This window comes from Kribbella albertanoniae (genome assembly GCF_004348455.1).
GTDB classification, from domain to species: domain Bacteria; phylum Actinomycetota; class Actinomycetes; order Propionibacteriales; family Kribbellaceae; genus Kribbella; species Kribbella albertanoniae.
This window is the reverse complement of the sequence record NZ_SMKA01000010.1, coordinates 1-26,137: the sequence shown is the minus strand read 5'-3', so window position 1 is coordinate 26,137 and position 26,137 is coordinate 1. Positions and strand designations below refer to the sequence as shown.

24 protein-coding genes are annotated in these 26,137 nt (G+C 64.0%); 9 read left to right on the top strand and 15 right to left on the bottom strand.

What is annotated here, in order from left to right; all coding sequences use genetic code 11:
- Positions 1 to 44 precede the first annotated feature (44 nt).
- From E1261_RS04675 to E1261_RS04660, 5 genes are all read right to left on the bottom strand, one after another.
- Positions 45 to 611 (bottom strand): RICIN domain-containing protein, encoded by a 567-nt coding sequence (locus E1261_RS04675; RefSeq protein WP_132402372.1) that lies wholly within the window; start codon positions 609 to 611, stop codon positions 45 to 47.
- A gap of 1,103 nt (positions 612 to 1,714) precedes the next feature.
- Positions 1,715 to 1,852: a hypothetical protein gene (locus tag E1261_RS45115; protein ID WP_165952362.1), complete on the bottom strand. Its 138-nt coding sequence runs from the start codon at positions 1,850 to 1,852 to the stop codon at positions 1,715 to 1,717.
- Positions 1,853 to 2,514: 662 nt separating this feature from the next.
- Positions 2,515 to 2,907: an NUDIX domain-containing protein gene (locus E1261_RS04670; protein ID WP_338033908.1), complete on the bottom strand. Its 393-nt coding sequence runs from the start codon at positions 2,905 to 2,907 to the stop codon at positions 2,515 to 2,517.
- Positions 2,908 to 3,377: 470 nt separating this feature from the next.
- A complete protein-coding gene (locus tag E1261_RS47245) occupies positions 3,378 to 3,632 on the bottom strand; it encodes a hypothetical protein (protein WP_238176004.1) in 255 nt (84 codons plus the stop codon).
- Between the two features lie 774 nt (positions 3,633 to 4,406).
- The gene (locus E1261_RS04660; protein ID WP_132402364.1) at positions 4,407 to 4,739 is read right to left on the bottom strand and encodes a COG4315 family predicted lipoprotein; all 333 of its coding nucleotides are present in this window, start codon (positions 4,737 to 4,739) and stop codon (positions 4,407 to 4,409) included.
- Between the two features lie 822 nt (positions 4,740 to 5,561).
- On the opposite strand from E1261_RS04660, the gene E1261_RS04655 reads away from it, so the two are divergent.
- Entirely contained in the window at positions 5,562 to 5,873 is a 312-nt protein-coding gene (locus E1261_RS04655) for a helix-turn-helix domain-containing protein (protein ID WP_132402527.1), read from the top strand.
- Positions 5,874 to 5,903: 30 nt separating this feature from the next.
- Here the strand turns inward: E1261_RS04655 and E1261_RS04650 are convergent, their stop codons facing one another.
- Positions 5,904 to 8,453 carry an ATP-binding protein gene (locus tag E1261_RS04650; protein WP_132402361.1) on the bottom strand — a complete coding sequence of 850 codons (2,550 nt, stop codon included), beginning with the start codon at positions 8,451 to 8,453 and terminating at the stop codon, positions 5,904 to 5,906.
- Positions 8,454 to 8,553: 100 nt separating this feature from the next.
- On the opposite strand from E1261_RS04650, the gene E1261_RS04645 reads away from it, so the two are divergent.
- Complete coding sequence (locus E1261_RS04645) at positions 8,554 to 10,017, top strand: pyridoxal phosphate-dependent decarboxylase family protein (protein ID WP_202874304.1); 1,464 nt, start codon at positions 8,554 to 8,556, stop codon at positions 10,015 to 10,017.
- Here E1261_RS04645 and E1261_RS04640 read toward each other — a convergent pair.
- Both E1261_RS04640 and E1261_RS04635 read right to left on the bottom strand, forming a co-directional pair.
- Positions 9,986 to 10,636, bottom strand: a complete 651-nt coding sequence (locus tag E1261_RS04640; RefSeq protein ID WP_132402358.1) for an anti-sigma factor — start codon at positions 10,634 to 10,636, stop codon at positions 9,986 to 9,988. The genes E1261_RS04645 and E1261_RS04640 overlap by 32 nt on opposite strands.
- Before the next feature lie 140 nt (positions 10,637 to 10,776).
- Positions 10,777 to 11,823, bottom strand: coding sequence for an aminotransferase class V-fold PLP-dependent enzyme (locus E1261_RS04635; RefSeq protein WP_272948550.1), 1,047 nt, complete (start codon positions 11,821 to 11,823; stop codon positions 10,777 to 10,779).
- A 175-nt stretch (positions 11,824 to 11,998) separates the two neighbouring features.
- On the opposite strand from E1261_RS04635, the gene E1261_RS04630 reads away from it, so the two are divergent.
- Both E1261_RS04630 and E1261_RS04625 read left to right on the top strand, forming a co-directional pair.
- A complete protein-coding gene (locus E1261_RS04630) occupies positions 11,999 to 12,463 on the top strand; it encodes a nuclear transport factor 2 family protein (RefSeq protein WP_132402352.1) in 465 nt (154 codons plus the stop codon).
- Positions 12,447 to 13,787, top strand: a complete 1,341-nt coding sequence (locus tag E1261_RS04625; RefSeq protein WP_132402349.1) for a glycosyltransferase — start codon at positions 12,447 to 12,449, stop codon at positions 13,785 to 13,787. The genes E1261_RS04630 and E1261_RS04625 overlap by 17 nt, the downstream gene beginning before the upstream one ends.
- 78 nt (positions 13,788 to 13,865) lie before the next feature.
- On the opposite strand, the gene E1261_RS04620 is transcribed toward E1261_RS04625, so the two are convergent.
- The gene (locus E1261_RS04620) at positions 13,866 to 15,398 is read right to left on the bottom strand and encodes an MFS transporter (protein ID WP_132402346.1); all 1,533 of its coding nucleotides are present in this window, start codon (positions 15,396 to 15,398) and stop codon (positions 13,866 to 13,868) included.
- 239 nt (positions 15,399 to 15,637) lie between these two features.
- On the opposite strand from E1261_RS04620, the gene E1261_RS04615 reads away from it, so the two are divergent.
- Positions 15,638 to 17,023, top strand: coding sequence for an FAD-binding oxidoreductase (locus tag E1261_RS04615; RefSeq protein ID WP_132402343.1), 1,386 nt, complete (start codon positions 15,638 to 15,640; stop codon positions 17,021 to 17,023).
- Here E1261_RS04615 and E1261_RS04610 read toward each other — a convergent pair.
- Entirely contained in the window at positions 17,002 to 17,796 is a 795-nt protein-coding gene (locus E1261_RS04610) for an alpha/beta fold hydrolase (RefSeq protein WP_165952360.1), read from the bottom strand. The two genes, E1261_RS04615 and E1261_RS04610, sit on opposite strands and share 22 nt — an antisense overlap.
- A gap of 61 nt (positions 17,797 to 17,857) precedes the next feature.
- On the opposite strand from E1261_RS04610, the gene E1261_RS04605 reads away from it, so the two are divergent.
- Positions 17,858 to 19,414 (top strand): flavin monoamine oxidase family protein, encoded by a 1,557-nt coding sequence (locus E1261_RS04605; protein WP_132402337.1) that lies wholly within the window; start codon positions 17,858 to 17,860, stop codon positions 19,412 to 19,414.
- A 55-nt stretch (positions 19,415 to 19,469) separates the two neighbouring features.
- On the opposite strand, the gene E1261_RS04600 is transcribed toward E1261_RS04605, so the two are convergent.
- Positions 19,470 to 20,039, bottom strand: a complete 570-nt coding sequence (locus E1261_RS04600) for a hypothetical protein (protein WP_132402334.1) — start codon at positions 20,037 to 20,039, stop codon at positions 19,470 to 19,472.
- The gene (locus E1261_RS04595; protein ID WP_132402332.1) at positions 20,036 to 20,605 is read right to left on the bottom strand and encodes a hypothetical protein; all 570 of its coding nucleotides are present in this window, start codon (positions 20,603 to 20,605) and stop codon (positions 20,036 to 20,038) included. Before E1261_RS04595 ends, E1261_RS04600 begins: the two co-directional genes overlap by 4 nt.
- Positions 20,606 to 20,904: 299 nt before the next feature.
- Between E1261_RS04595 and E1261_RS04590 the strand changes: the two genes are divergently transcribed.
- A complete protein-coding gene (locus E1261_RS04590) occupies positions 20,905 to 21,450 on the top strand; it encodes a GNAT family N-acetyltransferase (protein WP_132402330.1) in 546 nt (181 codons plus the stop codon).
- 191 nt (positions 21,451 to 21,641) lie between these two features.
- Here E1261_RS04590 and E1261_RS04585 read toward each other — a convergent pair whose 3' ends face one another.
- The 3 genes from E1261_RS04585 to E1261_RS46240 all read right to left on the bottom strand — a co-directional run bounded on the left by E1261_RS04585 (position 21,642) and on the right by E1261_RS46240 (position 24,131).
- Positions 21,642 to 22,433 (bottom strand): class I SAM-dependent methyltransferase, encoded by a 792-nt coding sequence (locus E1261_RS04585; RefSeq protein ID WP_132402327.1) that lies wholly within the window; start codon positions 22,431 to 22,433, stop codon positions 21,642 to 21,644.
- 832 nt (positions 22,434 to 23,265) lie between these two features.
- Positions 23,266 to 23,853, bottom strand: a complete 588-nt coding sequence (locus E1261_RS04580) for an RICIN domain-containing protein (protein WP_165952359.1) — start codon at positions 23,851 to 23,853, stop codon at positions 23,266 to 23,268.
- Positions 23,854 to 23,909: 56 nt separating this feature from the next.
- Positions 23,910 to 24,131 carry a hypothetical protein gene (locus E1261_RS46240; protein ID WP_238176001.1) on the bottom strand — a complete coding sequence of 74 codons (222 nt, stop codon included), beginning with the start codon at positions 24,129 to 24,131 and terminating at the stop codon, positions 23,910 to 23,912.
- A gap of 619 nt (positions 24,132 to 24,750) precedes the next feature.
- Between E1261_RS46240 and E1261_RS04570 the strand changes: the two genes are divergently transcribed.
- On the top strand, positions 24,751 to 25,581 hold the full coding sequence (locus E1261_RS04570) for an alpha/beta fold hydrolase (RefSeq protein ID WP_165952358.1): 831 nt from the start codon (positions 24,751 to 24,753) through the stop codon (positions 25,579 to 25,581).
- A gap of 69 nt (positions 25,582 to 25,650) precedes the next feature.
- Positions 25,651 to 26,137, top strand: a 487-nt coding sequence (locus E1261_RS04565; RefSeq protein ID WP_132402318.1) for a hypothetical protein, incomplete at its 3' end; no start/stop codon positions are given.

Sequence of the window (26,137 nt, the reverse complement as noted above, 5' to 3'; positions counted from 1 at the left end):
AGCGGGCCACGTTCTGACCGCTGTCCACAGCCGACGATTAGCCGTCAGCCTGTGACGAAGTTGGTTCGGCGCCAGTCTTGGCTGGTTTCGGGCACATCATTCTGGATGATGACAGCGCCCAACCGGTTCGGTCGGTTGTTGTCCACGTCGATATTCATGAGTGACAGTTTGTTCTGAAGGACGAAGGTTCCGTCGCCGGATTGAAATTTGCGCTGCCATTTCTGGGACAGTGTAAAGTCACACACCCTGACGACAAGAACGGCGCCTGCCCGCTGGAGGCTCGCGTTGGCATCGCTCGACAGATCGAGGCACCCGTTGAGGGCCGCACCGTTGGCAGCGAAGATCTTCGCTCGAAGCACGTAGGTAACGGAGCCGTCAGAATTCAACACCTGTCGCCACTGACGCTGACTGATGGATTTGACCGTCTTCTGGACCAGTTGCGAGCCCTCGCTCACAGTCTTGGGGGCGATGACCAGCCTGCTGTTGTCGTTGGTGAGGTGGAAGAACGAGTCCGCAGCCTGAGCCTGGGTCGGCATGGCAAGCGCCGCGGTCCCAAGTGCGGCCGCGGCGGCGACGATTGATGCTCCCCGGACCGACCTACGAGAAAACATTTGCTATCTCCTTCGACAAATTCGGTGTGGTTGACACGCGGGGTATGAGGTGTCAAGAGTCATTACGTCGACAGATCCTGGTTGGTTCGTCCGTCATTTCCAGATACCGGTTCGACTCCTTGGGGTATCGCTGCGTCTGTTGGCTGCAAACGCCTTGTTTAGGAATGGTCGGCGGACGAATCTTGGCGACGGCTGATCCAGTTGCCCTTGTCAGTGCGTACTTGTGACACCGCCGCCGCGGAATGAGCCGGTCTACACCGCCGGTCGCGGCGGAGGATGTGCACTGTGCTCCCGCAGACCCCCCAGCTGCGGTTATTGAGTCGGTCGCACTGGCGGCCGTCGCCGGTCCTCCCTCCACCTTTCGGACCGGCGGCGGCCGCGCATGATTGAGCTGTCCGAAGGGACTTCATGAAGGCTCATCTAACGGGCGGTGAGCCGAGCCCTTGCCGGGAGTCCGTTCTGCGGGATGATTCCGGAGATCGATCGTGGCCTCAACAGACTGCTCACGCCTGATGTGCGGTGGTTCACCGATGTCGGTGACTCTGGATCGCCGAGGAGCGACGGCCGACCCCGCCCAGCTGAACCTGGGATCTTGTCGTCGTACCGAGGACAAGATTCCTGAGGGGTGTTGACATCGTGCACGAATCACCCGGAACGTCGGGTCACCGAGGTCCTGTGCGATCGGTAGGTCCTGTTCAGTCCCATCCGCAGACCTTCCGGGACGGGTTCGACCAGCACATCGTGTCGCCGATCATCATCTTGGCCGAGGGTTAGGAGTTGCTGATCCGGCTACGTTGCACCGCAGCGGTGCCGGGTGGCAGTCAGTGCCCTAACCGCGGTCTGCGCCGGCGGGTCTATCGCTGGTGAGTCACCAGATCCAACGCCTGCTCCTTGCTGCCCGTCCGGAAGACAAGCGGCCTCCTCCGACAGTTGGGAGGTAAGGCGCACTCAGCTGTATCGAGATGCAGAGCCACGGACGTCTACGGGGTGTCGTTGCTAACCGGTGTGGCAGGTTCGCATCCGCTGGGACTCGGGGTCGCTCGCCGTACCGGTGATTTGAATGTCGTGGACCCTTTCGCGATCGATCGACCACGTGGGTCTGGCTACCGGTGCCGGCCTCCGACGCGGCGCCATGCGACCAGGTTCCCGTTGGATGGCATTGCCGGCCGGCTGGTCGTCTGGAAGCCGTCCGGTGTGATGGTCTCGTCCTGGCGGGTGAGCTGATCATGCAGCTCAATCATTCCTGGGACCCGTTGATGCTTGTCTGCAGTTGGGCGACGAGGAAGCGGCCGTTGCCAGAGATCAATGGCCCGGCGCTCGATGTCGAGACATGTCGGATGTCGATGGGATCCGCTGCAATGGAGCTGCCAGGCAGGGCCACGATCAGTGTGGTGGTCGCGACCGTCAGCTGTTGCGGTGACGAGTAGGCGGCAGCGCCCAGAGTTCACCGCCCGGGTCAACCGACCGTTGCGATGAGTGGATAGGTCTACTCGTCCGACTGATGAGGCAGCCGACTTGTCCCATCCGTCCCAATCGGCCCAACCGATCCACCGTTGGGGCCGCAGCGACAGCATTGTTGCGCTGGCAAAGGCTGAATCGTCCCGACTTGAAGCGAAATCTGCGCGCGAATAGCGCTCGTCCAACGCGGCTAGATCCGTCATCGGCGGAGGCTGGAGAACGTCGACCGCGCCCGAGACACTGACGAGGACCATCGGTTGCCTCGACGCGCAGCGTCGCCTGCCCGGTTCGTACGACGGTGCGAGTCTTCACGGCGTCGATGCCGACAAGGATCCGAATCGCCTCGGCGACGTACAGGAAGTGGACCGGAACGGAATGAATCCAGCCCGCCTTGCCCAACGACGAAAGGACGCCGCCGAGCGGGCGTGACAGCATTGCAACAGACTCATCGCGACTGAAACGCCGCCGGTTTCGTCCTCTGAATCTGATATGTCCTTCCCACCTTCGATTTGACGATGCGGCGGCCGGCGTCGATTGCGAAGTAATACTGGGGCACAACGTACAGCTCTGCAGGCCACTGAGTTCGTGCTCCGAGGCAGTCTGCTCGGACGCAGTCAAAGGTGTCCAGATCGAACAGTGTCACCTGGCTCGCTCGCCAGCCCGCTTCCTCCTCGGTCTCACGCATGGCTGCTTCGAAGGGCTTCTCGCCGTACTCTCCGCGGCCGGCGATACCTTGCCAGGCTTCATCGTCCGAGCGGCGCAATAGGCCGAACGCCCACATGTCGTCAGGGCTCCTACGGAAGGCGAGGACTTGGACCTGGAACGGTGCTCTAGCCAACGCGTCGCCCGAGCAATGAACGAACCATCAGCGAGCCGGCGCCACGGTTGGGAGGGGGACTCGGTGTATGAAGTGCTCGCCAGGTGATTGGAACACGGTGACGAAGGTATGAACGATGCCGTCCGAGTGCGGCATCAACGTTGGCGGAACCCAGGGAGTGGTACAGGTTAGGACCTGCCCTGGCTCGCCCACGATGGGGCCGCACTTCGACTCGCCGTAGTTCGGGTACGAGATGAATGCGTCGAGCCGACCAAGCAGGACGCGCTGGGTGCTCCCGTTGAAGACCGTCGAGACAGCTCGGCGGAAGCGACCTTGCTGTTCGAGGCAGGTCCTGATCACGGTTCCCGATGCTTGTGTGGAGAGATCGGTTCGGCACAGCGGCGCGCTATTTGCGGCAGCTGTAACTGGTGCGTACATCAGTGCACTCAAGCTGATCAGAGCGGTGAGCATGGCCTTACTTCGTCTGGTCATCAGCCGTCCTTTCTGACATCGGTGACATCGGGAGATGACTCGCCGGTCGACGAACTCGTCAGCCGCCGGAGGCCGGTGCCGTCGGTGTTCACGGTGTAGAGGAACGACTGGTGTGTCTGACCTTGGAGTACCCACTGCGTGCCGTCCGGAGTCCAGTCCAGATCGGTAACGCTCATTCCGATGGGAACTCGTTGCAGGTCGGTGCCGTCGGCTGCGACGACGACGATCGACGATGGTGCGACAGCAGGATTCACGAAGGCGACTCTCTGGCCGTTAGGGGAGAAAGCCGGTCGCTCACTCGGTCCGGCCGCGAGTCGCCGCAGTTCCGTTCCGTCGACGTTCGCCGTGAACAGGCCGCCTTGGCGATCTGCGAACGCGATCCGCGAGCTATCCGCAGACCAGCTGGCATCTTGGTCCGCGTTGTCATACACCAAGCGTTCGTCGGTGCCGCTGGCGTTTATCACGAGAAGCTTCGGTCCCCGGCTGAAGGCGATCTTTGAGCCGTCTCGTGACCACTCGGGCGCGGAACCCCCAGATTCGGTTAGCCGGCGGATGCCTGTACCGTCCGCCCGCGTGATGAACAGATCGGTCTGATATGTCGTCGCGTTGGTGATACGGCTGAACGCCAGCAAGGAGCCATCTGGGGACCAGGTAGGGTCGAAACCCGCCACGCCTGTGACGGCTAGACCTGTGCCGTCAGTTCCGACCGTTGCGATCCGAGGACCGGTGCCGGTGAGCGACGTGAACGCGACTTTGCCGTCCCGGTCCGTGGTGCCTGATGCTGGGGGTGCGCTCATAGCGGCAACTGCAGCCGATAGACCGATCGTCACAAACCACGCAAGCCTCATCTGCATCCTCCAAGCTCGTGGGTGTCGCTAACGCTTACGTCCGGCGGACGTCCCTTGGATCTCCGTTTGAACACCGAGAACCCTGGGCCGTGGAGGCAGCTCAGGGGATTGGCCACCAAGATGGCGATACGGCGCGCCACGCGCCGCGCATCATCGACGCTGTTCTGCGTGGCGCGTGGCCTACTTCTTGATGACAAGCTTGCCGTCGGCCTTGTCGTCCTCGAACAGATAGAGCGGCCATCCGTCGAGCGTCACCTGGAGCAATCCATCGCTGCGCTTGACTGTGCTGACGAGCTTCGGGTCGACACCACTGGACAGACGTACCTTTGAGCCGTCGCTGAGACCAGGTGGCCACGTCGTGAGGCAGTCACCTAGGCAGGTGACTGTGGAGGGCTTGTTGCTGTCGGCCTCGAATCGATAGGCAAGACCGCCCGTTGAGGGTGAGGATGTGGGCTGCAACGCCTTTGACGACCGCGGTGCGAACACCGAGGCTGATGGGCGCAGGTCTCCCACCGACGCAACTGTCGCCGAAGTCGCACCATGGCCGACTCAAAGCGCAGAACTTTGTCGACAAGATCACGTGCTGACGGGATTATGGGAGCAGTTGGCCGGTGCCTCGGGGGCGCCGTCGCGTGGAGACGGGGTGCCAGTGGGAACCACAAGGGAGATCTCGCTCGAGCGGGACGATGTCCTGCGCACTCTGCTCGACGTGGTGGCAGCGGCTCGGTCGGGATCTAGTGCAGGCGTGTTGCTCAGCGGCGAGGCTGGATCGACGTCGCGGACGGTGGTCACAGGCTGAAGAGGTGCTGCGCCGGCTGGTCAGCTCAACTGACGTTGGAAGACTGGCGGTGCTCAGTACCGCGGGCCCAGGGCGGCTCCTCGCATGCACAGGAGGCTCGGACGCGAAGTGAGTGCTCACTGCCGCATGGGATCGGGCTCGCGAGCAGCGGTCGCTCACCGGTGTTGCGCTGGCAGCGACTGCGTATTTCGAGTGGGCCTGGTTCAACGGACGCACGGATGTGGCGCGTTCCATCCATGTCGACCTCGTCTCGCGGCCGCATCCGCTTGCGGTTCCAGCCTTTAGTGAGTTGCTGCGATACCTCGCCAGGTCCGGGATCGAGGTGCCACGGCTCGATGGTGGCCCGATCGGCCTCCAGGCAGGGCTTCGGGGCGACTGGCTAGCAGCGGCTGCCGCGTGGGCCAGGATCGGCGATCAGTACGAGCGAGCGCTCGAGCTCATCGAGTCCGGTGACTGTGGTGCGACCGTCGAAGGTCTGAAGATCCTTACTGAATTGAGGGCAGCTCCGGCGGCGGCTCTGGCTCGGCGTCAGCCGTATCCCGCGGTCGAGGCCTCACTCTCAGCAGAATCCAGCTGGGCTGACCGACCGGCAGCTGGGCGTGCTCCGATTGCTGTGCGGCGGTCTGACGAATACCGAGATCGCGGAGCAGCTCGTACTGTCGGTACGGACGGTCGACAACCATGTCTCTGCTGTCTTTGGCCGTCTCGCTGTCCGCAACCGCAAGGAAGCTGCGGCGGCTGCGAGGACCATCGGTATCACGAGTGATTCGCAGAATCGGCAGGTCGCTCCCTGGGAGCGGCGGTCCACGGACGACACTGACGCTGGACCTGTCGCTGAGACCAGATGAGATCTCAGCTCCCTCACTGTTTGATCGGAGCTAGCCAGCGATGCCGAGCCGCGTGGCGATTTCGACGGCGGTTCGGCGGTTCGGCGCACCGAGCTTCTGGAGGATCGCAGCGACGTGGTGCTCAACGGTGCGAACTGACAGGACGAGCTCTTCGGCGATCTGCGCGTTCGTCATCCCCTTGACGAGGTGGCGGACGATATCGAGTTGGCGTTCCGTGAGATTGGCCGGGTTTTCGCGGTTCCGCGGCCGGAATCCTGACGGTAGCCCCTCGACGCCGCGTGACTTCAAAACGGCACGGAGCCTGGCCGCTGGCTTCATGGCGCCGAGGCCTTCTAGGATGCCGAGAGCCCGTCGGGCAGAGTCGTCATCCAACTCGGCCAGTTCCAGCGCCTGCTCGTACTGATCGCCGAGGCGGGCCCAGTAGTCTGCTGCTGCGGCTGATCTCCCCCGGAGCGCCAGTGTAAACCCGTCCTCAGGTGCCGCCTCGTCGACCGCAGGCTCCAGCGGGACTCGCGCACGTGCGAGATAGCGGCGCAGCTCCGTGAAGATTGGAGCGGTCGCTGCAGGGAGCTCGCTTAGCAGCGCGTCACGGATTCGAGCTGCGACGTCCTGACGATCGTTCAGCCAGGCCCACTCCAGGTAGGCAGCGGCTGCATGCACCGATCCGGGCAGCGAATGCAGAACCAAGGCTCGCCCCCAAATGTCCGACAGAAGCTGTTCAGCGCCCGGATCGCCGCGCCTCGCCAGCAGGCGACCCAACGTCGGTATCGTGTAAAGCGCCGGCTGGGCGGAGCCATCGCTCGAGTCGGTGAGTCGCTGGAGCCGACGTTCCGCAACAGCCCAGTGCCCTTGACGAATCTCGAGCATCGCACGGTGCGCCTCGACCACGAAGACGTTGTGCCAGTAGCCGTGCCTGCTGCCGAACTCCGCTGCCTTCTCGAACTCCTCAGCCAGGTCTCGCCAGTCGTGCAGCAGGTATGCCGTCTCCAGGAGGTTGACGCGCACGCGAAGAGCAGTCTGGGAATCACCGTGGCTCGAGGCCAGATCGACTGCCGACCTCATGTCGGCCAGGCCGCCGGCGTCGCCTCGCATGGTCCGGTGAACGCCCCGGAATGATGCGCAGACTGCTTGCAGTTCGACGATCCCGGATGTGGCGGAGGTCTCCGAGGCGCGATCCAGAAGCGTGGCTGCGTCGCCCTGATGCCCTGTCACGGACACGATCGCGAGCAAGGTTTCGGCAGCAGCGGCCTCGGCCAGCGAGCCGGCGGACCGTGCGACGAAGACTGCGCGTTCCACAACCTGGGTTGTCTTCAGCAGTTCGCCGGCAACATAGAGATGCCGAGCCTGCCTGATCAATGACCGCGCATGCGCGATGTCGTGCCCGACTGCTTCCCGCAAGGCGATCGCTTGCTCGCCGACCTCGATCGCCTCGAGAAACCGGCCGGCCAGGTGGAGCTCCCAAGCGTGGTCGTCGTAGCACTGGGCCCGCTCGTCAGGGCTGAGCCCTTCGACGTGGGGCATCAATGCCTCGAAGGCGATCAAGGCCTGTCGATGCGCGCCAGCGTTGGTTGCCTCGGCTGCGGCCAGGGGGGCAAACCGCAGCAGCTTGTCGATGTCACCGGCTTCTACGGCGTACTGCAAGACGGCGGCCGGCCTGAGCTCCGGTTGCTTCAGCAGCCAGTCGAGCACGTTCTGGTTTAGCAACCGGCGTCGGGACGGCACGATGCTCTGCTCGACGGCCCGGCGGGCAATCTCATGCCGAAAGGCGACGCCATCGCGCCGATCGACCAGCAGGCCGCGCCGCTCGGCATCCACCAGCAGGTCGTGGGCTCTGTCGAACGAGTCGTTGATGAAGGCATGTGTCGCCCCCGTCGGCATGACCGCCAACTGTTCTAACAGGTCGATGCCTTCATCGTCGAGTTTCTGGACTCTCGCCAGGACCACGTCAACGACTGGAGCTGACAAAACCTCGTTACCAGCCAGTATCTCGGTGACGAAGAACGGATTTCCGCCAGTTAGCTCGTGGAGTTCGTGTGGCTCCCACCTCGTGCCGGCTGCCATTTCAGAGACAGCCGCCGGTGATAGCGGCTTCAGTTCGACCCGCAGTTGCGGAACGGTCGCCATCGCGCTCAGTAGCTGACGGAGCGGATGGCGGACATCGAGCCCGTCATCGCGATAGGTCAGCAGGACTACCAGATTGGAGTTGGCAACTCGACGCGTCAGGTAGCGCAATACGTCCAGCGTGGCGTCGTCCGCCCAGTGAACATCCTCGATCACCAGCGCGGTCTGCCGAACTTGGGTCAGTAGTTTGTTGACTACGGCAAGCAACTCGTCCATGCTGGTCCCGCCCTGCAGGCCCGCGCCCAGCGCCTCTCGCAAACCGCCAAAGGCGGGCTGCATCAAGAGATCGTCACACGCGCCTCGGTGGATGCGTGCCTTAGTCCGAGAGACGAACGCATCGACCAGCGCCGTCTTTCCGACACCGGCTTCGCCGCTGACGAGCACGACCGAACCGCCGCCGGCCGTCGCCTTCAGGAGCATGTCCAGCTGGTCCGAGCGCTCGAGCAGCCTGGTGTCCACACTTCAGTATCCCATCTCAGAGGAAACTAGGTATTGAGTTACCGAATCCTAGGTATCTACTACCGAAGATTGATCCGAGTTCGTCGGATGTCCTTTGGTTATGCACGAAGTAGATTTGCCTGCCGGTTTTGACCTGAGCGGAAGCGACCTCCGCAGCGTCCTCAACGAGGTCACCGAGTACCTGATCGCGGTGGTCGATCGTCTGCCCACCGAGCCGGTGACCGATTTCGTCGATGTTCCGTTGATGCTGCGCAGTACCGGTGTGCGGCGACCACCGCCGGAGCACGGCCGTCCGCTCGGGGAACTCCTAGCTACCGTCGACCGTGCGGCGTCCAAGGGGATCAACGTTGCCAGCGGTGGGCTCCTCGCCTACGTGCCCAGCAGCGGTCTGGTCACGTCCGCAGTGGCAGACCTGATCGCGGGAGTTCTCAGCCGCTTCACTGGTCAAGCCGTTCCGGCACCTGGCCTGGTCGCAATGGAGAGTAGTGTCCTGCGCTGGATCGCCGATTTGTTCTACCTGCCACCGGAAGCAATGGGTGTCTTCACCACGGGCGGCTCCACAGCTACGCTCTCCGCGCTGATCACCGCGCGAGTAGCCAAGCTGCGTGGCTCTTCAGTTAGCGGGATCATCTATGTCACGGAGCAGACCCACGGGTGCGTGGTCAAGGCTGCTTTGCTCGCCGGCTTCCGGCGCGACAACCTTCGGGTCGTGCCGGTTGATGAACACCTTCGGATGGATGTCACAGCACTTCGGTCGGCCATCTCGGCAGATCAGAGGAGAGGCATGCGGCCGTTCTTCGTAGCGGCGAGTGCCGGCACGACGAATGCGGGCACGATCGATCCGATCCGGGACCTGGCCGACGTCGCTGCCACGCAGGATCTTTGGCTGCATGTCGATGCTGCCTATGGAGGGTTCTTCCAGCTGACAGGCCGGGGTCGCGAACGGATGAGTGGGATCGAGCTTGCGGACTCTATCGTCCTAGACCCTCACAAGAGTCTGTTTGTGGCCATGGGGACAGGTTGCCTGCTGGTTCGCGATAGTGAGCTGCTCCGGCAGGCGCATGCTGCTGACGCTGCCCCCTACCTGCAGGACCTTCGGGGCAGCGATCTGCCGGATTTCGCTGACTACAGCATCGACCTCACGCGCGACTTCCGCGGTCTGCGTGTCTGGCTACCGCTCCATCTTCATGGAGTGTCGGCTTTCCGTGTTGCTTTGGAGGAGAAACTCGACCTGGCCGAGCAGGTGTACGCCGTTCTCGTCGCGCAACCCCAGCTCGCTGTGCACTCCCCACCGGTCCTTTCGACTGTCGTCTTCCGCATGGCCGGCGACGATGCGGCGGTCGATGAGCGGACAGCTGTCTTGCTGGCCGCGGTGAATGCTGAAGGTCGCGTCCACCTGTCCAGCACGAGGATCGATGGGCGCATGATGATCAGGATGTGCATCCTCCATCACCGCGTAGACGCCGCCCGCATCGAGGAGGCAGTCGCGGCGATCCTTCGCCATTCAAGCCCGGCTGTACGTCCGGTTGGCGTCAGCGGAAGGCTGCAGGCGCCTGCCCGGTGAGGACTACCCGGCCGGATGAGGCGGGTCCTGCAGTCTCTGACTGGACGGTGACCGTAATCGTCGGATAGGTCCGCAGATCGACCCCGGACCAGAGCACGACATCGTCCGAGCCCTTGCGCAGGTGGAAGGTGCCGATGGTGATGGTGCCTTGAGAGCCCTTGACCCATCCCTGGTAGTAGCTGCCGGCCGGTGCGCCCGGTAGGCCGTCGACCTTGAGCCTGATCTCGACGCCGGAAGAGGTGTCGCGGACGCCGACCTCGGCTCTCGCATTCGGTGCGAGTGGGGTGCCGGCGAGATTGCTGTGTGCAGTGCCACCACCTTGCAGCGCGGCCAGTCCGACGCCGCCTGCGGCAGCGACCAGGCCTACAGACGCGGCCAGCGTCAGCCTGCCGCGGGTGAGGAAGCCGCGTCGTGGCCGTTGCGGGAGCGCGGATGAGTCGTCGTCGGCTGGCGGGAATGCGGCGAGCTGTTTCCGAATGCGCTCCTCGAGGTCAGTTGGAGGTACCGCCCAGACTGCCTTCTCGCGCAGGATCCGCTCTAATCCCGGGGATCCGTGCAGGACTGAACTATCCGGTGCTGAACCATCGTGCCGGTTCAGGGAACCTGATTCCTCACCCATGATCGTTTCTGCCTTACCGCTCGTTCGTCCTACTGTTCCTGTCACTACCTGTACGCGTTTGTCGTCGGCCTCGGTTCGACACCGCCGGGTCACCTGGTCACCAGCTGACGATATCGGCTGGATGACTTGCCAGGCGCTCGCTAGATCGGCAGGTGCAGGCCGGCCAAAGCGTTCAGGGCGAGGTCGACGTCCGCCGGGGTTGTGTAGAGGTGGAAGGCAAGGCGAGCGCTGCCGTTGCGCGCTGAGGCGCGGATCCCGGCCGCAGCCAGCCGGTGATCGACCCCTGGTGCTCTCAGGCTGACGATGGCGGAGTCGGATGGCTCGAGGCCCAGCCCGGCACGGAAGGTGTTGGCGAGTGCCACATCGTGATCGTGGATCGGCTGAATACCGATCTCTTCGAGGAGTGCGAGTGTTGGGGCAGTCGCGACGTGGCTGAACCATGCTGCGGACTGGTCGAAGCGCCGCGCGTCCGGGGTGAGGTCCATCGGCAAGCCATAAAAGGAGGCTGAGACATCCCGACCGCTGGTCCAGCCCGCATGTAACGGTAGACAGCGCTCCTGTAGCCGGGGGGACAGATAGCCGAAGGTGGCACCGCGAGGCGACATGAGCCACTTGTAGGTGGTGCTGATCACTGCATCTGCGAGCAGCGCATTGAAAGGCAGCCAGCCAACCGCCTGTGAAGCGTCGACGATCACCAGAGCACTGGCAGCAGCCGCGGCCGCTGCGACCTCGGCAAGGTCCGTGACCACTCCGGTAGCCGACTGGACGAGACTGAAGGCGACGATGTCGATACTCGAATCGATCGAGTCGATGAGCTTCTCCAGGGGAACAGTCACCACTTCGATGCCTCGATGCCCGTGGACCACCCAAGGGAAGCTGACTGAGGTGAACTCCATGTCAGGGATGAGCACGCGGGAGTTGTCCGGGGCGCTGGCAGCGAGGAGGCCGACTGCGGCTGAGACGGTGCTTGCGCTGAACACGTCGGATGCCGGCACGCCGATGAGTCGGGCGAATGAGTCTCGGCATGGCTCCGTGCTGGCCGCCCATGTCTCCCATCCGCCCTCGCCGACAAGCCAGTCCTCTTGGGCTGAGACCAGCGCCTCCCAACTCGTTCTCGGAGGGAGGCCGTAAGCGGCGGTGTTCAAGTAACCGGGCTTCGGTACCCACAGGTCTACGGCGTCTTGCATCTGCATACTGAGAAATACGAGCGCCGACGGTCGATCGGTTCGAGGCGGTCGCCCGTTGGATGACTTGCCCTGCCAATGCTCCTGAACCGGATGCGCGGGTGCGAACGTACAGAGTGGTATCAGGCGCGGAGACAAGGAATCCGCGCGGCAGTGTTGGTTGCTCCAAGGGGCGTCGATGGCAAGCGAATCTCAGATCACAGACTCAGCGATCGATGAGTTGGTGCGGCGGATGGACGAGGCCGCGGACGCTTGGATTCGCGGCGACATCCACCACTATCTCGCGCTGTTCGATCACTCTGACGACTACACCCTGATGGCGCCGTACGGCGGCGAAACCACCCATGGGTACGTGTACAGCGAGGCTGGTGCGACAGCGACCAGCCGGTTCTTCGCATCCGGTGAGGCAGTGCTCGATCTCGAGCAGTCGTACTTCTCCGGTGACCTGGCGGTGCTGGTGGCGGTCGAGCGCCAGCACGGCGAGGTCGGCGGCTTCCCGGACCAGGATTGGTCGCTTCGCGTCACGCTGGTCTTTCGCCGCGTCGGCGACAGGTGGCAGATCGTGCATCGGCACGCCGACCCACTCGTGAGGCAGATTCCGTTCGATCACTGCGCGCGGCTCGCCCGTGGCCTCGAAGACTGACCGGCAGCGTGCTGCCCTGAACAATCGAAGGTATGCAATGGAAATTCTGGTCGCGACTTATCCGCTGGCTGGACATGTGAACCCGTTCCGGCCCCTGGTGCGTGAGGCCGCTCGGCGCGGCCATCGGATTCGGTGGTACACCGGGCAACGCTTCGCCGACGTGGTCGAGGCTGCGGGAGCCGAGTTCATCGGGATGAGCCCAGAGCTCGATCGCGATGACCGGCCGCTCGACGAGGCCTATCCCGACCGCGCAGCCAAACGGGGTACAGCCAAGTTGAAGTGGGATATGAAAGAACTCTTCATTAGCCCGGCGGTTGGTCAAGTTGCCGACCTCAGGACACTGATCACCGACCGGCGACCGGACCTGATCATCAGCGATGGTGGCCTGACCGGGGCGCGCCTCGCCGGAGAGCTCGACAACGTGCCGTGGGCAACGATCGGCATCACGCCCCTGGCGTTGCCAAGCCGAGACACCGCGCCTTTCGGGCCAGGCCTGGGGCCGTCTGCGACTGCTCTCAGCAGATTGCGGAACCGAGCGTTGGGCGCTCTGCTGAACACGGTGCTGATGCGTGATATCAACGCCTACCGCAACCAGATCCGCCAACAGGTCGGCCTGCCGCCAACTCCCGAAGATTTGATGTCCTCCTGGACGTCTCAGTGGCTACACCTCCAGGTCGGCGTTCCCGGACTGGAGTACCCACGGAGCGATCTGCCCGCGGCGGTCCATTTCATCGGTGCACTGGTCGGTGGAAGCAGCTCAGTCGACGCTCCTGATTGGTGGCCCGAGGTCGAGAGCAGCAAGCGCCCGGTGGTGCACGTGACGCAGGGCACCGTCGCTAACGCCGACTTCGAAGACTTGCTGCTGCCCACGCTCCGCGCCCTGGCCGGCGAAGACGTTCTAGTAGTCGCCACCCTCGGCTCTGCCGGCGGGAGATCGCTTCAGACCAAGTTGCCGGACAACGCTCGCATAGCGTCGTATCTGCCGTACGACAGGCTTCTGCCGATCGCTGATGTGGTCGTGACGAATGGTGGCTACGGCGGCGTGAATGATGCTCTGAGGCATGGAGTGCCATTGGTGATCGCCGGCCGAACCGAGGACAAGCCCGAGGTTGCGGCACGCGTGGCCTGGTCAGGCGCTGGAATCGATCTGAAGTCAGCCAAGCCCTCCGAATTCAACATCCGCAAGGCTGTCCGGGCGCTGCTTGACGAGCCCAGCTACGGGACGGCTGCCGCTCGGTTGGCGGCGGAGTACAAGGAGCAGGGCGGCGCCGGCCTAGCGATCGACCTGGTCGAGCGCGCTCAGAGGCAGGTGCAAGAGAAGTAGCCGAATCGTCGGCAGCTGCGAAGGGCCCTCCCGCTGGTATCACAGCGGGAGGGCCCTTCGTGTTGCTGCTTCCTGAGCTCAGACCCTGCCGAGCTCCTTGTGCTTGACCGAGAGGCCGATGAGTGTGATCACTGCGGCGCCGAGAGCGATGTACGCCGACACCAGGAATGCGGTCGTGAATCCGTGCGTGGTGGCGACAGCCGTGGCCTGCGCCTGAAGCTGCTGGGCCTGGTCAGGCGATGCCTGTGTGGCCTGTGCCAGACCGGGGCCCAGTTCGGTGAACTTGTCCCGGATCGCGTTTGTGGAGATGCTGCCCAGCAGTGCTAGGCCGACTGCACCACCGATCTGCTGGACCGTGTTGAAGACCGCCGAACCGACCCCCGAGTCCTCATTCGCGACGCCGCTGACCGCGGTCAACGTCAGTGTGACCCAGATCAGCCCCATGCCGAACGCCATGACGAGGATGGTCGGCAGCAGGAACGTCAAGTAGACGGAGTCGACCTCGAGCCTGCTGAAGCCGAAGAGGCCAGTTGCCATCAGGATGCTTCCTCCGCCGGCGATCCACCGTGGATCAATCCGGGCGATCAGGGTCGATGCGACCTGCGCGGCCACGATGATGCCGACGCTGAACGGCAGGAAGGCGAAGCCGGTCTTCAGTGCGCTGTAGCCCATGACGTTCTGCACGAAGAGACAAAGGAAGTAGAACATTGCGAACATGGCTGCACCGACGGTCAGCATCGCGAGGAAGCTGACCCCGCGGGTTCTGTTGGCAAGGATCCGGAGAGGCATCAGTGCGTGCCTCGAGCGGGCTTCGATGACGAGGAAGACAGCGATCAAGGCCAGGCCGCCCGCGATCAAGGCCACGGTGGCCGGGTCGCCCCAACCTTCCCGCGCGGCATTGGTCAGGCCGTAGACCAGTGCAGTGAGGCCGAGAGTTGCGGTGGCGGCACCCCACAGATCGAACTTGCCGTGCTGGCGGTCCGACTCACCGAGGTACCGGATGGCGAGCAGCGCCACGATCAGGCCGATGGGGGTGTTGATGAAGAAGGTCCAGCGCCAGGATGCCTCGGTCAGTAGGCCACCGAGGATGAGACCGATGGCCGCGCCGGCGCCCGATATTGCGGCGTACACGCCCATGGCGCGGTTGCGCTCCTTGCCAGCTGGGAAGGTGGTGGTGATGAGGGCGAGCGCGTTCGGCGAGGTTGCTGCGGCACCGACACCCTGCAGGATTCTGCTGGCGAGCAGCAGCGTCTCGTTCTGGGCGATGCCGCCGAGGAAAGAGGCGACGCCGAACAGCGCGACACCGAACGTGAACACCTTGCGGCGGCCGATGACGTCGCCGATCCGGCCACCGAGAAGAAGCAGACCGCCGAAGGCAAGCGTGTAGGCCGTGATCACCCAGGTCAGGGATTCGTTGCTGAAGCCGAGGTCCTTCTGGATATGTGGCAACGCGATGTTGACGACCGTGCCGTCGAGCACCATCATCAGCTGGGCAACGCTGATCACCGCTAGTGCGAGGCCGAGATTCCGATGGCCGTGTCGGGGCGATTCGGCGACCATGTCCGGCGGCCGTCGCTCCGGCGGATCGGCTCTGATGACGTCTCTTGACATGGTGAAGATCCCCTCTTGGGTCGGTGACCGAAGGCCGGTCACAGTAGGCATCGACCGGCCGGTCAGCTTTCGCACCCGATACGCGTAGCGGCCTCAGGTCGGTTCCCGGCGCCACCGCAGTAGGTAGGGGGAAGCCTGGCTTGGGTAGTTCCTACCGATGCGGATCGTTCTGCGCAGTACGTAGAACTGGCATCGCGCCCTGACCGGGGTGCTCGGAGATGAACTCCTGAGGGGGACCGGTGGAAAGCAAGGAAATCGCCACTCTGGCGCCGCAATTGGTCGAGGTACTGCGTCGGCAGGTTGCTGGGCGAGTTGTCGTAGCAGGTGACGCGGAGTGGGACACCGAGAGGCTGGCCTGGCATCTGCTGGCCGATCAGCGGCCGGCGGCGGTGGTGCACGTCAAAGGTGCCGACGACATCGTTGCCGCAGTCAAGTTCGCCGGCCGGCATGGCTTGGCGGTCTCTGCCCAGCCAGTTGGTCATGGGGCCACGCCTGCGTTGAGCGGGACGATTCTGCTGCGCACCGGGGGGATGACCGGTCTCGAGGTCAACCTCGGGGACGGCGTCGCACGCGTCGAGGCCGGCGTACGGTGGCGAGATCTGAACAGCGCTCTCAGCGGCACCGCTCTGAGCGGTTTGCCGGGCAGTTCTGGGGATACGACCGTGGTCGGATACACGCTCGGCGGCGGTATCAGCTGGTTCGGGCGCCGCTACGGACAGGCTGCGAACCACATTCGTGCGGTCGAACTCGTGGATCCGCAGGGAGATCTGCGCCGCGTCACCCGAGAGTCGGATCCGGAGTTGTTCTGGGCGCTGCGCGGTGGCGGCGGTGACTTCGGCATCGTTGTCGCGATGGAGATCGGTCTCGTTTTCATCGACGAGATTTACGGTGGGCGGCTCATGTGGCCGGTAGAGCATGCGCGCGATGTGTTGAGGGCGTTCGCCGAGGTGACCGCCGATGCGCCCGACGAACTCACACTGTGGGCGTGGCTGCTGAACTTCCCCGACGTCCCGTTCGTTCCAGAGCCTGTCCGCGGGCGGTGGTTTGTTGCTGTCGACTCGACGTATCTTGGTGGTCGGGATGAGGCAGAGAACCTCCTCGCGCCACTGCGGGCCGTTGCCGAGCCGGCCGCTGATTCGGTAGCAGTCGTCCCGTTGAGCGAGTTGGGATCGATCGCGCAAGAGCCGGACGACCCGATGCCCGGTCTGCTGAAGGTCGTGCTGCTGTCTGGGTTCGACGAAGAGGCAATCGATGCGTTGCTCAAGGTCGCCGAGCCCGGGACGGCTTCGCCACTGTTCGCTTTCGAGGTGCGTCATCTGGGCGGCGAGTTCACCCGGGCGGACGAGGCGAACGGGGCAGCGGGCCATATCGAGGAGCCGTATCTGCTCTTGTTCGGTGGCTTCGTAGCGGCACCGGAGATGGCTGTACCGGTTGCCGCAGGCATCGAGGCCGTTCAGACGCAGATGGCGCAGTGGATCACCGGCCGTCAGCTACCCAACTTCGCTTCGGGCGAACCGAGCGGCGAGCTCTACCCGCCCGACGTGCAGGCACGCCTGAGCACGATCAAACAGCGCGTCGATCCCCTCGGAGTGATTCGCAGCAATCACCCGGTTCGGCCGGACTGAGTCCGTCGCGGTGGACGAAGCCACCTGGCGAACACCTCCGGATCGGTGAGGTAGACCTCATGGTCGGTGGCCTCCGGGACATGCTCGACTTCGGTGTTCGCCAGGGTGGCCAGACGCTGGGCGATGGCAGCCAGGAATGGCGCAGTCGCCTTGCTGGTGGCGATGGTCACTCGGGCAGCTCGCAGGTCGTGTGAGGTGAATTCACGACGAGTGATCAGCTGCCCGTCGTCGCGCACCATCGCTTCCGCATTCCGCAGGAATCGTCGTACTTGCGGCGATTCCGGATCCGCAGCGCCGTCACTCAACGCCGCCAGCAATACGACGCATGCTCCTTCCCAGTCGGCGGGATGCTCCGTCAGGTACGCCTCTACCGGAGCCATGATGCCTTCGTGCATGGTGAGGCCGTCCGGCAGAACGGTCATCACAGGTGGCTCCCAGGCGACCGCCTCCGCTACTACCTCCGGGTGCCGCGCAGCCAGGGCGAGCGCGATCACCCCTCCTGAGCTGAATCCGAGGATCTGCGCAGGCCGATCAGCCACCTGCTGTAGTAGCTCGGCTGCATCATCGGCGTGCTGGTCGGCTCCCGAACCAGGCCAGTCGGTGCGCGGGCTTCGCCCCGTGCCGCGGCGGTCGTACCAGATGACTCGGCGGCTCTGCGCAGCGATCGCTTCTGCCTGCGGAGTGAGTAAGTCAGCGTCCTCCGCGCCACCATGGATGAGTAGGACTGGTTCAGACTCAGCGCCGGCTCCAGCCGTTCGATAGTTGAGCTCCATCAAGATCCTCCAGCTGATTCGGATTCTCACCAGTACGCACCTGGAGGTGTGGGCGGTTCGCATGACCGCCAAGCACGTGCCGACCACGCGCAAACCGTTTTGCACCAAGTCGCCGTACTGGCTGCAGGACAAGGAATTGCGGTGGAAAGGTCTAGTGATGGCAAGCATCAATCGTCGGAAGTTTCTGCAGACTACGGGGGCGGTTGCGACTGCGGCCGCGGTCCCGATCACCGCGTCGGCCGGTACGGCGTCGGCGGGGCGGTGCAAGCGGATCCTGGTGCTGGGGGCGGGGCTCGCCGGCCTCAGTTCGGCGTATCAGCTGATGAAGGCCGGGTACGACGTGACGGTGCTCGAGGCGCAGGATCGGCCCGGGGGCAGGGTTCTCACGGTCCGGGAGCCCTTCCAGAAGGGTGGTCACGCCGAGATGGGCGCGATCCGGATCTTCGACACGCATGAATACACGAACCGCTACGTGAAGCACTTCGGTCTCGAGCTGGTCCCGTACGACGCCGGTCAGCGATCGTTCTTCATCGAGGGGCAGCGATTTCTGGCGCCGCCGGCCGGTCAACCCTGGCCTATCAAGGGGATGACGGCTGCCGAGCGGGCCAACCCGTTCGGGTTCTTCCACCAGTACATCGAGTCCGGCTTCGAGAAGCTGGGCGATGTGCATGCTCCGAACTGGCCGGCTGGATTCGCCTCGACCAACGAGCTGGACGGGCTGACGTTCGCGCAGTACATGCGCAAGCAGGGGGCGTCGCAGGGGTGGGTGGATTGGTTCTTCGCTCAGGAAGGGCAGCTCGGACGGATCAACGCCTTGGCTGTATTCGCCGAGGAGTTAGTTGCTTCGGGCAGCAAGGTGACCAGCATCAAGGGCGGTAACGACAAGCTGCCGAAGGCGTTCGCCACGGCCCTCGGAGGGCGGATCAAGTACCGCAGCCAGGTGGTCCGGATCGCGTCGAAGCACCAGGGCGTGCGAGTCACCTACCGCGATCGCAGCGGTCAGCGCGAGATCGAAGCCGATCGCGTGGTCTGCGCGATGCCGTTCCCGCCGTTGCGCAAGGTCAAGCTCTCGGCCGGGTTCTCGGACAGCAAGCTCGATGCGATCCACGGGCTGAAATACGTGCCGGCGGCAAGGATCTACTTCCAGACCAAATCCCGCTTCTGGACCCAGGACCCGCTCGGGCCGCTCGGCGGACTCAACCTGGTCGCCAGCGACCAGCCGACCGGCCGGATCTGGAACACCAGTTCGCAGCAGCAGGACTCGAAGCTCGGCATGATCCACGCCTACATGCTCGACACGGACGCGATCGACTACGCGTCGCGGGGCGAGTATCGACGGATCGAGACGAAGCGGGAGCAGTTCACCGATCTGCTGCCTGGGTTCAAGGGCCAGGAGCTCGCGGTCGCCAGCAAGGTCTGGCAGGACGATCCCTGGGCCGGCGGTGTCACCGGCTGGGTCCAGCCGGGCGACCTGTACTGGATGTTCCCGGCGATGCGGCGGGCGGAGAGCCGCGTGCACTTCGCCGGCGAGCATACCTCGCTGTGGATCGCCTGGATGAACGGCGCGCTCGAGTCCGCGGACCGCGTGGTCGCGGAGATCGCCGCCGCCGACCGCTGACCTCGGCTACGGGCGGGTCAAGCGGTCGCCAACATTCTGGCGACCGCTTGGCCACTCACTGTTCGCGGAGGTGCAGAGGGATCGTGCAGGCGAGGGCGAGAAGGACGTACATGCAGGCGAAGAGGATTCCGCCCCAGGCGTTCTTCGGCGTACTCAGAGTGCCCGCGAGCATGGCTGGGACCAGGGCGAAGCCGATGACGCCGCAGACGATGCGCCACCATTTCGGGCCGCGACCGGCCAGTGCATAGGCTCCGAGCATTGCGAGCAGAACCACGGCGATGGATGAGCTGCCTTCGCCAGTCCTCAGGAGATGCGGAATGGCGCCCGGAATGGCAAGAACGCCGACCGGGAACAGCAGAGGCGAACAGATCAGCCAGCGGGCCCAGGGCGGTCGTTGCTCGGATTGGCGGAGATGCTGGGCCAGTCCGAGCAGGCCGCCGGTCAACAACCCTGGCAGCAGCAGGCAGACGAAGGTTCCGATCCAGGTGTAGCGCGATTCGTCGCCGGCGACGTGGGTCATCCACCCGCGCAGACCGGCAGCCCAAGTGAGCCCCAGCAAAGCTCCCAGAGCAACCGATCGTACGGCGGTCACCTGTGAAGTGGGGACGTTGAGTTGCAGAGTCATGTTGTCCTCCGGGTGGACGTGCGGACCAGTGACCAGCCCAGGAGGGCGAAGACGGCCATCCAGCCGGCGATCACCAGCTGCTCGACCACGAACCCGGCCAGGATGCCCGGCGTCATCGGGACGAAGACGTAGATCCCCGTCGCCAGCGGGAGATAACGCCGCCAGTCGGACCAGGTTTTCGCACGCAGTACGGCGACTCCGGCGAGGATCATGAACAGCCCGATCGCGAAGGACGCCATACCGTAGTAGGCCCCGACCGAGTCCTCGTCCTTGACCACGATCGACACGACTTCGAGAGCCGCGAGTGACAGCATCGCGAGCGCACTCGCCATCACGCCGATTCGGCCGACCACAGAGCGCCCGACGGCGGTCCACAGCGCGGCGACCAGCAGCGTCAGACCCACGTCGCGGATAGTCAGCGCAACCTGGGTGATGGTGAAGCCTGTGGCTTCAAAGGGATAGCTGTACGAATCGCTGTCGACCTTCGCTGGGTAGACGACCATCACCAGACCGGCGACGATGCCCACAACCCCCGACGTGGCTCCGGCGAGCCCAGCTAGTTTCATCTCATTCCTTCCGCTCGGCGAGCTCCCGTCGAGGACACTGGCTGCCGCGTTTGTTGTACCGGCAGCCGCTTCCATATCGACAAGCCCCTTCAGGCACAAAGTGACCAGTAATTGCCCCCGGCCCCAGCCAAGCGCCTGTCCACGGTCCGCGCATCGGTAGTAGATACCTAGAGCGGCGGGTCCGGTCGCCTATGCCTAGGGTTGTATTCGTCACCGCCACCGTGGTTGGCTGTCAGAGGGTGCGCGAATGATCAACTCGCACGGAGAACCAGGCAACTAGTTGACGACGTACTGATGGCATGAAGAGTTCAGCGCGGCTAGTAGTGCGGCCTGCTGGGCCGATTGATCTGCCGGCCATCCATGTTCTGGCCGAGCGGGCTGTCGGCGCGGTCTTGCCTGAGTACTACACGGCTGCCCAGCTGTCGGCGGGGCGCTCGACTCAGCTGTATCACGTCGAGACAGAGCTGATCGAGGATGGTACCTATTATGTCCTGGAGGTCGACGGAGTACTCGTCGGCGGCAGTGGATGGACTGCCCGCGGGACCTTCCACCCGCCCGGCTCGACAAGCAGTCACGGGTTGAGTGTTGACCCGGACACGGCGACGATGCGGGCGACCTACGTCGACCCGAGATGGGCTCATCGCGGATTTGGCAGGCTGCTGGCGCAGGTGACAGAAACCGCAGCAACCGCCTCTGGGTACCAGCGGTTTGAAGCCATGTGCACACCGCCGAGTGAATCCCTTCGCCTGTCGATGGGGTACCGCGTGGCCGAGCGGCTGCAGGTTCCCGTGCTGGATGGCGTCACCTGGTTGGCCGCCCTGATGCGCAAGGAGCGCCAGAGCTAGTGGTGATGTCGAACATGCGACGGGTGTCACGGCCGGGCGGCGAACTGGCCCCGGAGTTCGCCACGGGGCCGCCTGTCGTTCGAGTTCGAGTTTGCCTGGGCCTCGAAGCGGCCACCATACCAAATAACCCTGTGGCCAATCTTCGAATGACAGTTCATTGTGCATGGCTGCCGGCGTGCGCCGCGGCTGGGTCAGCCGGGCTTGACCGCTAGCGTCGCGAAATAGTGTGACATGTATTTGGCGGATCCGTTGGATTGGTGCGGTGCTTCTGTGAAGCCGGTCAGGACGAACCCCGCGGCGAGCTGCCCGCCGATCTGGTCGGTAAGGCTGTGACTATATTCAAGAGGGGCATCCACGCCGAACTTCGTGGCGCGTTCCTCAGGGGAGTACTGCGTGACGTCGCTGTAGGGCAGCGTGTGGACGACGACCAGTTCGCCGCGCTCATCGAGGGCCTCGTGGTCGAACAAGTACACATCAGGGTTGAGGAAGCCCGCGAGGAGAGTGCCCCCCGGCCGCAGGACGCGGAAGCACTCGCGCCACACCGGTGCCAAGTCGGGCGCAAACAGATTCGAGACCGGGTGGAATACAACGTCGAATGCTGCGTCGCCGAAGGCGCTGAGGTTGCGCATGTCGCCCAGGACGGTGCGCAGTTCGAGGCCATCGCGCGCCGCCACCATCTGGTCCTGGCCGAGTTGGAGTGGTGAGTTGTCGAACACGGTGACCCGCGCCCCTGCGGCGGCAAGGATCGGACCTTGCTGGCCACCGCCCGAGGCTAGGCACAACACATCCTTGCCGCTCAGGTCCGTCGGTAGCCACGAGCGATCGACTGGCTTGCGCCCGACGAGAACGATTGACCAGTCGCCCCTGCGAGCAGCCTCGATGTCCGCGGCACTCACCGGCCTCGACCACTCGTTGCCCTCTTGAACATACTTGTCCCAGGCCGCCCGATTGTGGGCGCCAGGGTCGACGACGATGTCCTTCACTCCAGCTCCTTGCTACAGCTAACGAACACCAGCGGCTCTGACAGTTCGGTGCCCCTAGCCAACAAGATCACAGATGCGGGCACCACGAAATTAGCTGAGTCGCGATGCCTGCGGGTTCGCCGAGCGGTCGCGCAGTGTCAGCTCTGGTCAACGGGGTTGTGGTCATTAGTAGGACCTGTCACTCCGAAGCGTTCCGAGGGCCTTCGGCCACCCCCTCCAGGTTGAGGTCCCGGAATCAGCACCTCGATGCCAGGTCGATCGGTGGGGCGAGTCAGTGCACGACAGTTTGAGACTCAGCGCCCCTGCTGCGCGCACCTCGAGCCTGGAGTTCAGTATCGTTCCCAGTGACCACGACTGCAGTCGTGGTCCAACCTCAGAGCTACCCGACAGACTGGTTCTGAAGGGGGACAAGGATCTGCATGCATGGCGTCGTCTGAAGATCTGCGCCCGTTCAGCCCGCCGATGACACGGTGGTAGTCGCTGCCGTGCCCGGAACAACCGCTCCATCAAGGTCGGCGTCCTGCACGACGGCAACTTCACGATCCAGCGTCAGCGCCGCGACAGGGGATGTTCGCTACATCCGTACGCGATGCCAAGGAAGCCGAGGCTAGCCGCGTCACCGGCGCGAGGGGTGCCGTCAACCGAGGTGAGCGAGATGTCGATGGCCCGGCCGGGCGCGGGGCAGAGGTAGAGGTTGGCTGAGGCAGTTTCTCGTCCTGGTTGCATTTCGCAGCGCGTTGCGAATGGGAGCAAGTGGATCGCCCGTCGCTGGCGCATTGGGTACAGCGCTATGTGGCCTTCCCTCGCTGATCAGGGAAGGCCACGCGTGCATTCAGCGTAGCGCGTTGGGGAACCAGCTCTGCGTGAAGGAATTGTTATCGACGTCCAACGGCTGCTGACGGATTCCGATTCCGACTACCTGCATCACTTTGCCGCTGTTGACGTTCCGAAGGAACTTGGCCCGCGGTCGCTTGGGATCTGCCGCAATTACCTGCCATTGCTGCGACGGTGAGCCGTCAAACGGTCGAATACCTACATTTGCACCCGAGGCGGTCGAGTTGTTGACGATATCCAGGCAGGCAAATGCGAGGTCCCCGCCGATGCTGAGGGTGCAGATGACGTGACCTTTGCCGACCCTGAAGGCAGTCCACTTCTGGTTCAGCGGAGTGGTCGCCAGGTCGTCGCGGCCCGGCGTCGCGTCGTCCCTGATTGTCACGCCAGCGGCGAAATCCCCGTTGAGATCCTTTTCGGCCGTCAGTAGTTTGATGCCTGTGCTAGACGAGAATGACAGGATATTGGTCGGCAGATCCTCGCCTCCGGCCGAAGTGGCTGCCTGTGCCGGCACGGCACCCAGGGCGGAGACAAGCGTCGCACCGCCAATGATTCCCGCAAGAATGCCATTGATCTTCTTCACAGTCATTTCCCTAACCTTGATGGTCCGTTGTGTACCAGTACGTGAACGAAGGCTGCGCTGGATCAGCGTCGACCGGTGGCGCGGACTGGTGGACAGATCGATGTCGCCGGGATCACAAGATTGGCTCGCTGGCGATGCCAAAGGGATGGAGGTACCGAGACACTTCTGATGTTCGCAGCACCGAAGAAGACTCGGGCGGCTACGCCGATCAGCAGCGCGAGGATTCCGCTTGCGACGATCAGCGACAGCCATCCCAACAGGACGTAGAACACTGCGAATGCCATGCGCCTGGCCTCGCCATTGGCTCGGGGCGAGGAGGGAACGTCGGGTCGCCCATCTCGTCCGCGGCCTTGACGATGTGCCGGTGGCCTAGGCCAACTGTTTGCAATGGCGACGGCCTGCGCGATGGTCCCACTCGCAGACCGCGGCCTGCGCCCAAAAGGCACCGTCTGTACCGACTGGGTGCGGCCTTAGCCAACATTCGAGCTGGTTGTCTGCTCCGTTTCTGCTCCGTGGACCACCGCGAAAGGCTGGTCAAGGCCGCCAACTTTCGAGGGCAAAGCTGCAGGTCACGGGGCGAATCGACAGATATCGCCGATTCGCCCCGTCTGCACCGCCAAAATCACCCAAATCTACGAAGGCACCAACCAGGTCCAACGCATCGTCATGGCCCGCCAACTCCTCAAGGGCCTCGCCTAAAGGACGCTGCCTCCGGTCCGCTCGTCGCCGGCCACCATGGTTGGCCGGGCACTGGGAGATGTCTTTTTGGGGCGGATCTGGGCGGCGTTCAGGCAGGTGTGGCGGATGGGCTGGTGGGGGCGGGATGCTGTCCGCTATGTGTGGTTGGTACGCGCATCCGTGTGACGGGAGATTGCCACCATGCTCGGTCCAGCCTCGCTTGTTATGAGTGCTGCTACTCGGCTCACCCAGTTGCGTGGCTGTGTGCACCAACGGCGGGTAGCCGTTGACGGTTATACGTTCCATTACTACGAAGGCGGCTCTGGTGAGCCGTTGGTGTTGCTGCATGGGCTTGCTGACGACAAGAACTCGTTTCTGGGCAGTGCTGCCCGGCTGACGGGCAAGTTTCGGGTGATCCTGCCGGATCTCGCGGGGCACGGTGACAACGAGCAGGCCGCTGATCGTGACTACAGCGTCCGGGGGCACGTTGAGGCCTTGCGCGGGTTGTTCGGCGTACTGGGGCTGGATCGGTTCCACCTTGGCGGTAACTCGATGGGCGGCCACACGGCAGCGGCTTATGCGCTTCGGTATCCGGAGCAGGTAGCCAGCCTGATCCTGGTGAATGCGCCGGGCGCGGGCAAGGACACCCGCTCGATCTACGCGGGTTTCGGTGCGCGGATGAAGACGGTCGAGGATTTCGACGCCGTACTGGACCGGGTCTACTACCGGAAGCCCAAGCTGCCGGGCTTCGTCGTTCAGCACATGCTCAACGAGATGGACAAACGCTTCGACCACGTCAACGCGATGACCCAGGCCGTCCGGGACGGCGAGGACCTCGATCTGGCGGACCGGATCGCCGGCATCACGCAGCGCACGCTGGTGCTGTGGGGCAAACATGACGTCGTGGTCCCGTTCGAGGTCGCCGAGGCCTACACGGAGAAAATCGCGAACGCACACCTCCGCCTGCTGGACGACGGCGCCCACTCACCACAACTGGAGATCCCGGGACCGGTCGCCGACGAGATCGAACGCTTCCTGACCCCGGTACGGCGATAGCCGGAACACGCGCCAGGTAACCGTCGTGGCCCTCGGCCCGGATAATGGGGTTTCGAAGCCTGGGGGCAGATGCGTACGCGGATTCTTGTGGTGGGTTTGGCGGTGCTGCTGGTGGCAGCAGGGGGTCGGTTCTTCGGCGTACGGCATGGTGATGGGCCGTTGGGTGACAGCGGGCTGGGGAGCAAGCTCTGTGCCCCGGTCGGCGAGTCGGTTGATGCGACAGTCGGCATTATGCGTCCGCTGCAGAACGGTGGCTCGGAGCCGGTCAGGATCACTGCGGTTGAGCTGATCGGTGCCCGTAATCTCGAAAATGGGGGTGCGCTGCTCGTTCCCGATCTGATGTCGGCGGGCAGCAAGGCCGGCTGGGCGTTCGGCAACGGGCCTTTCGACGGCGAGGTCAGGCTCGCGGTCGACGCCGAGATCGCTGGGAAATCGGAGACCGCGCTGGTTGTTCACGTTCAGCGGCCTGACGTCCTCGGCGAAGGTCACCTGGACGGCATCCGCGTGGAGTACACCACGGGGACTCTCCGGTACGCCTTCGAAACGGGCCCAGAAC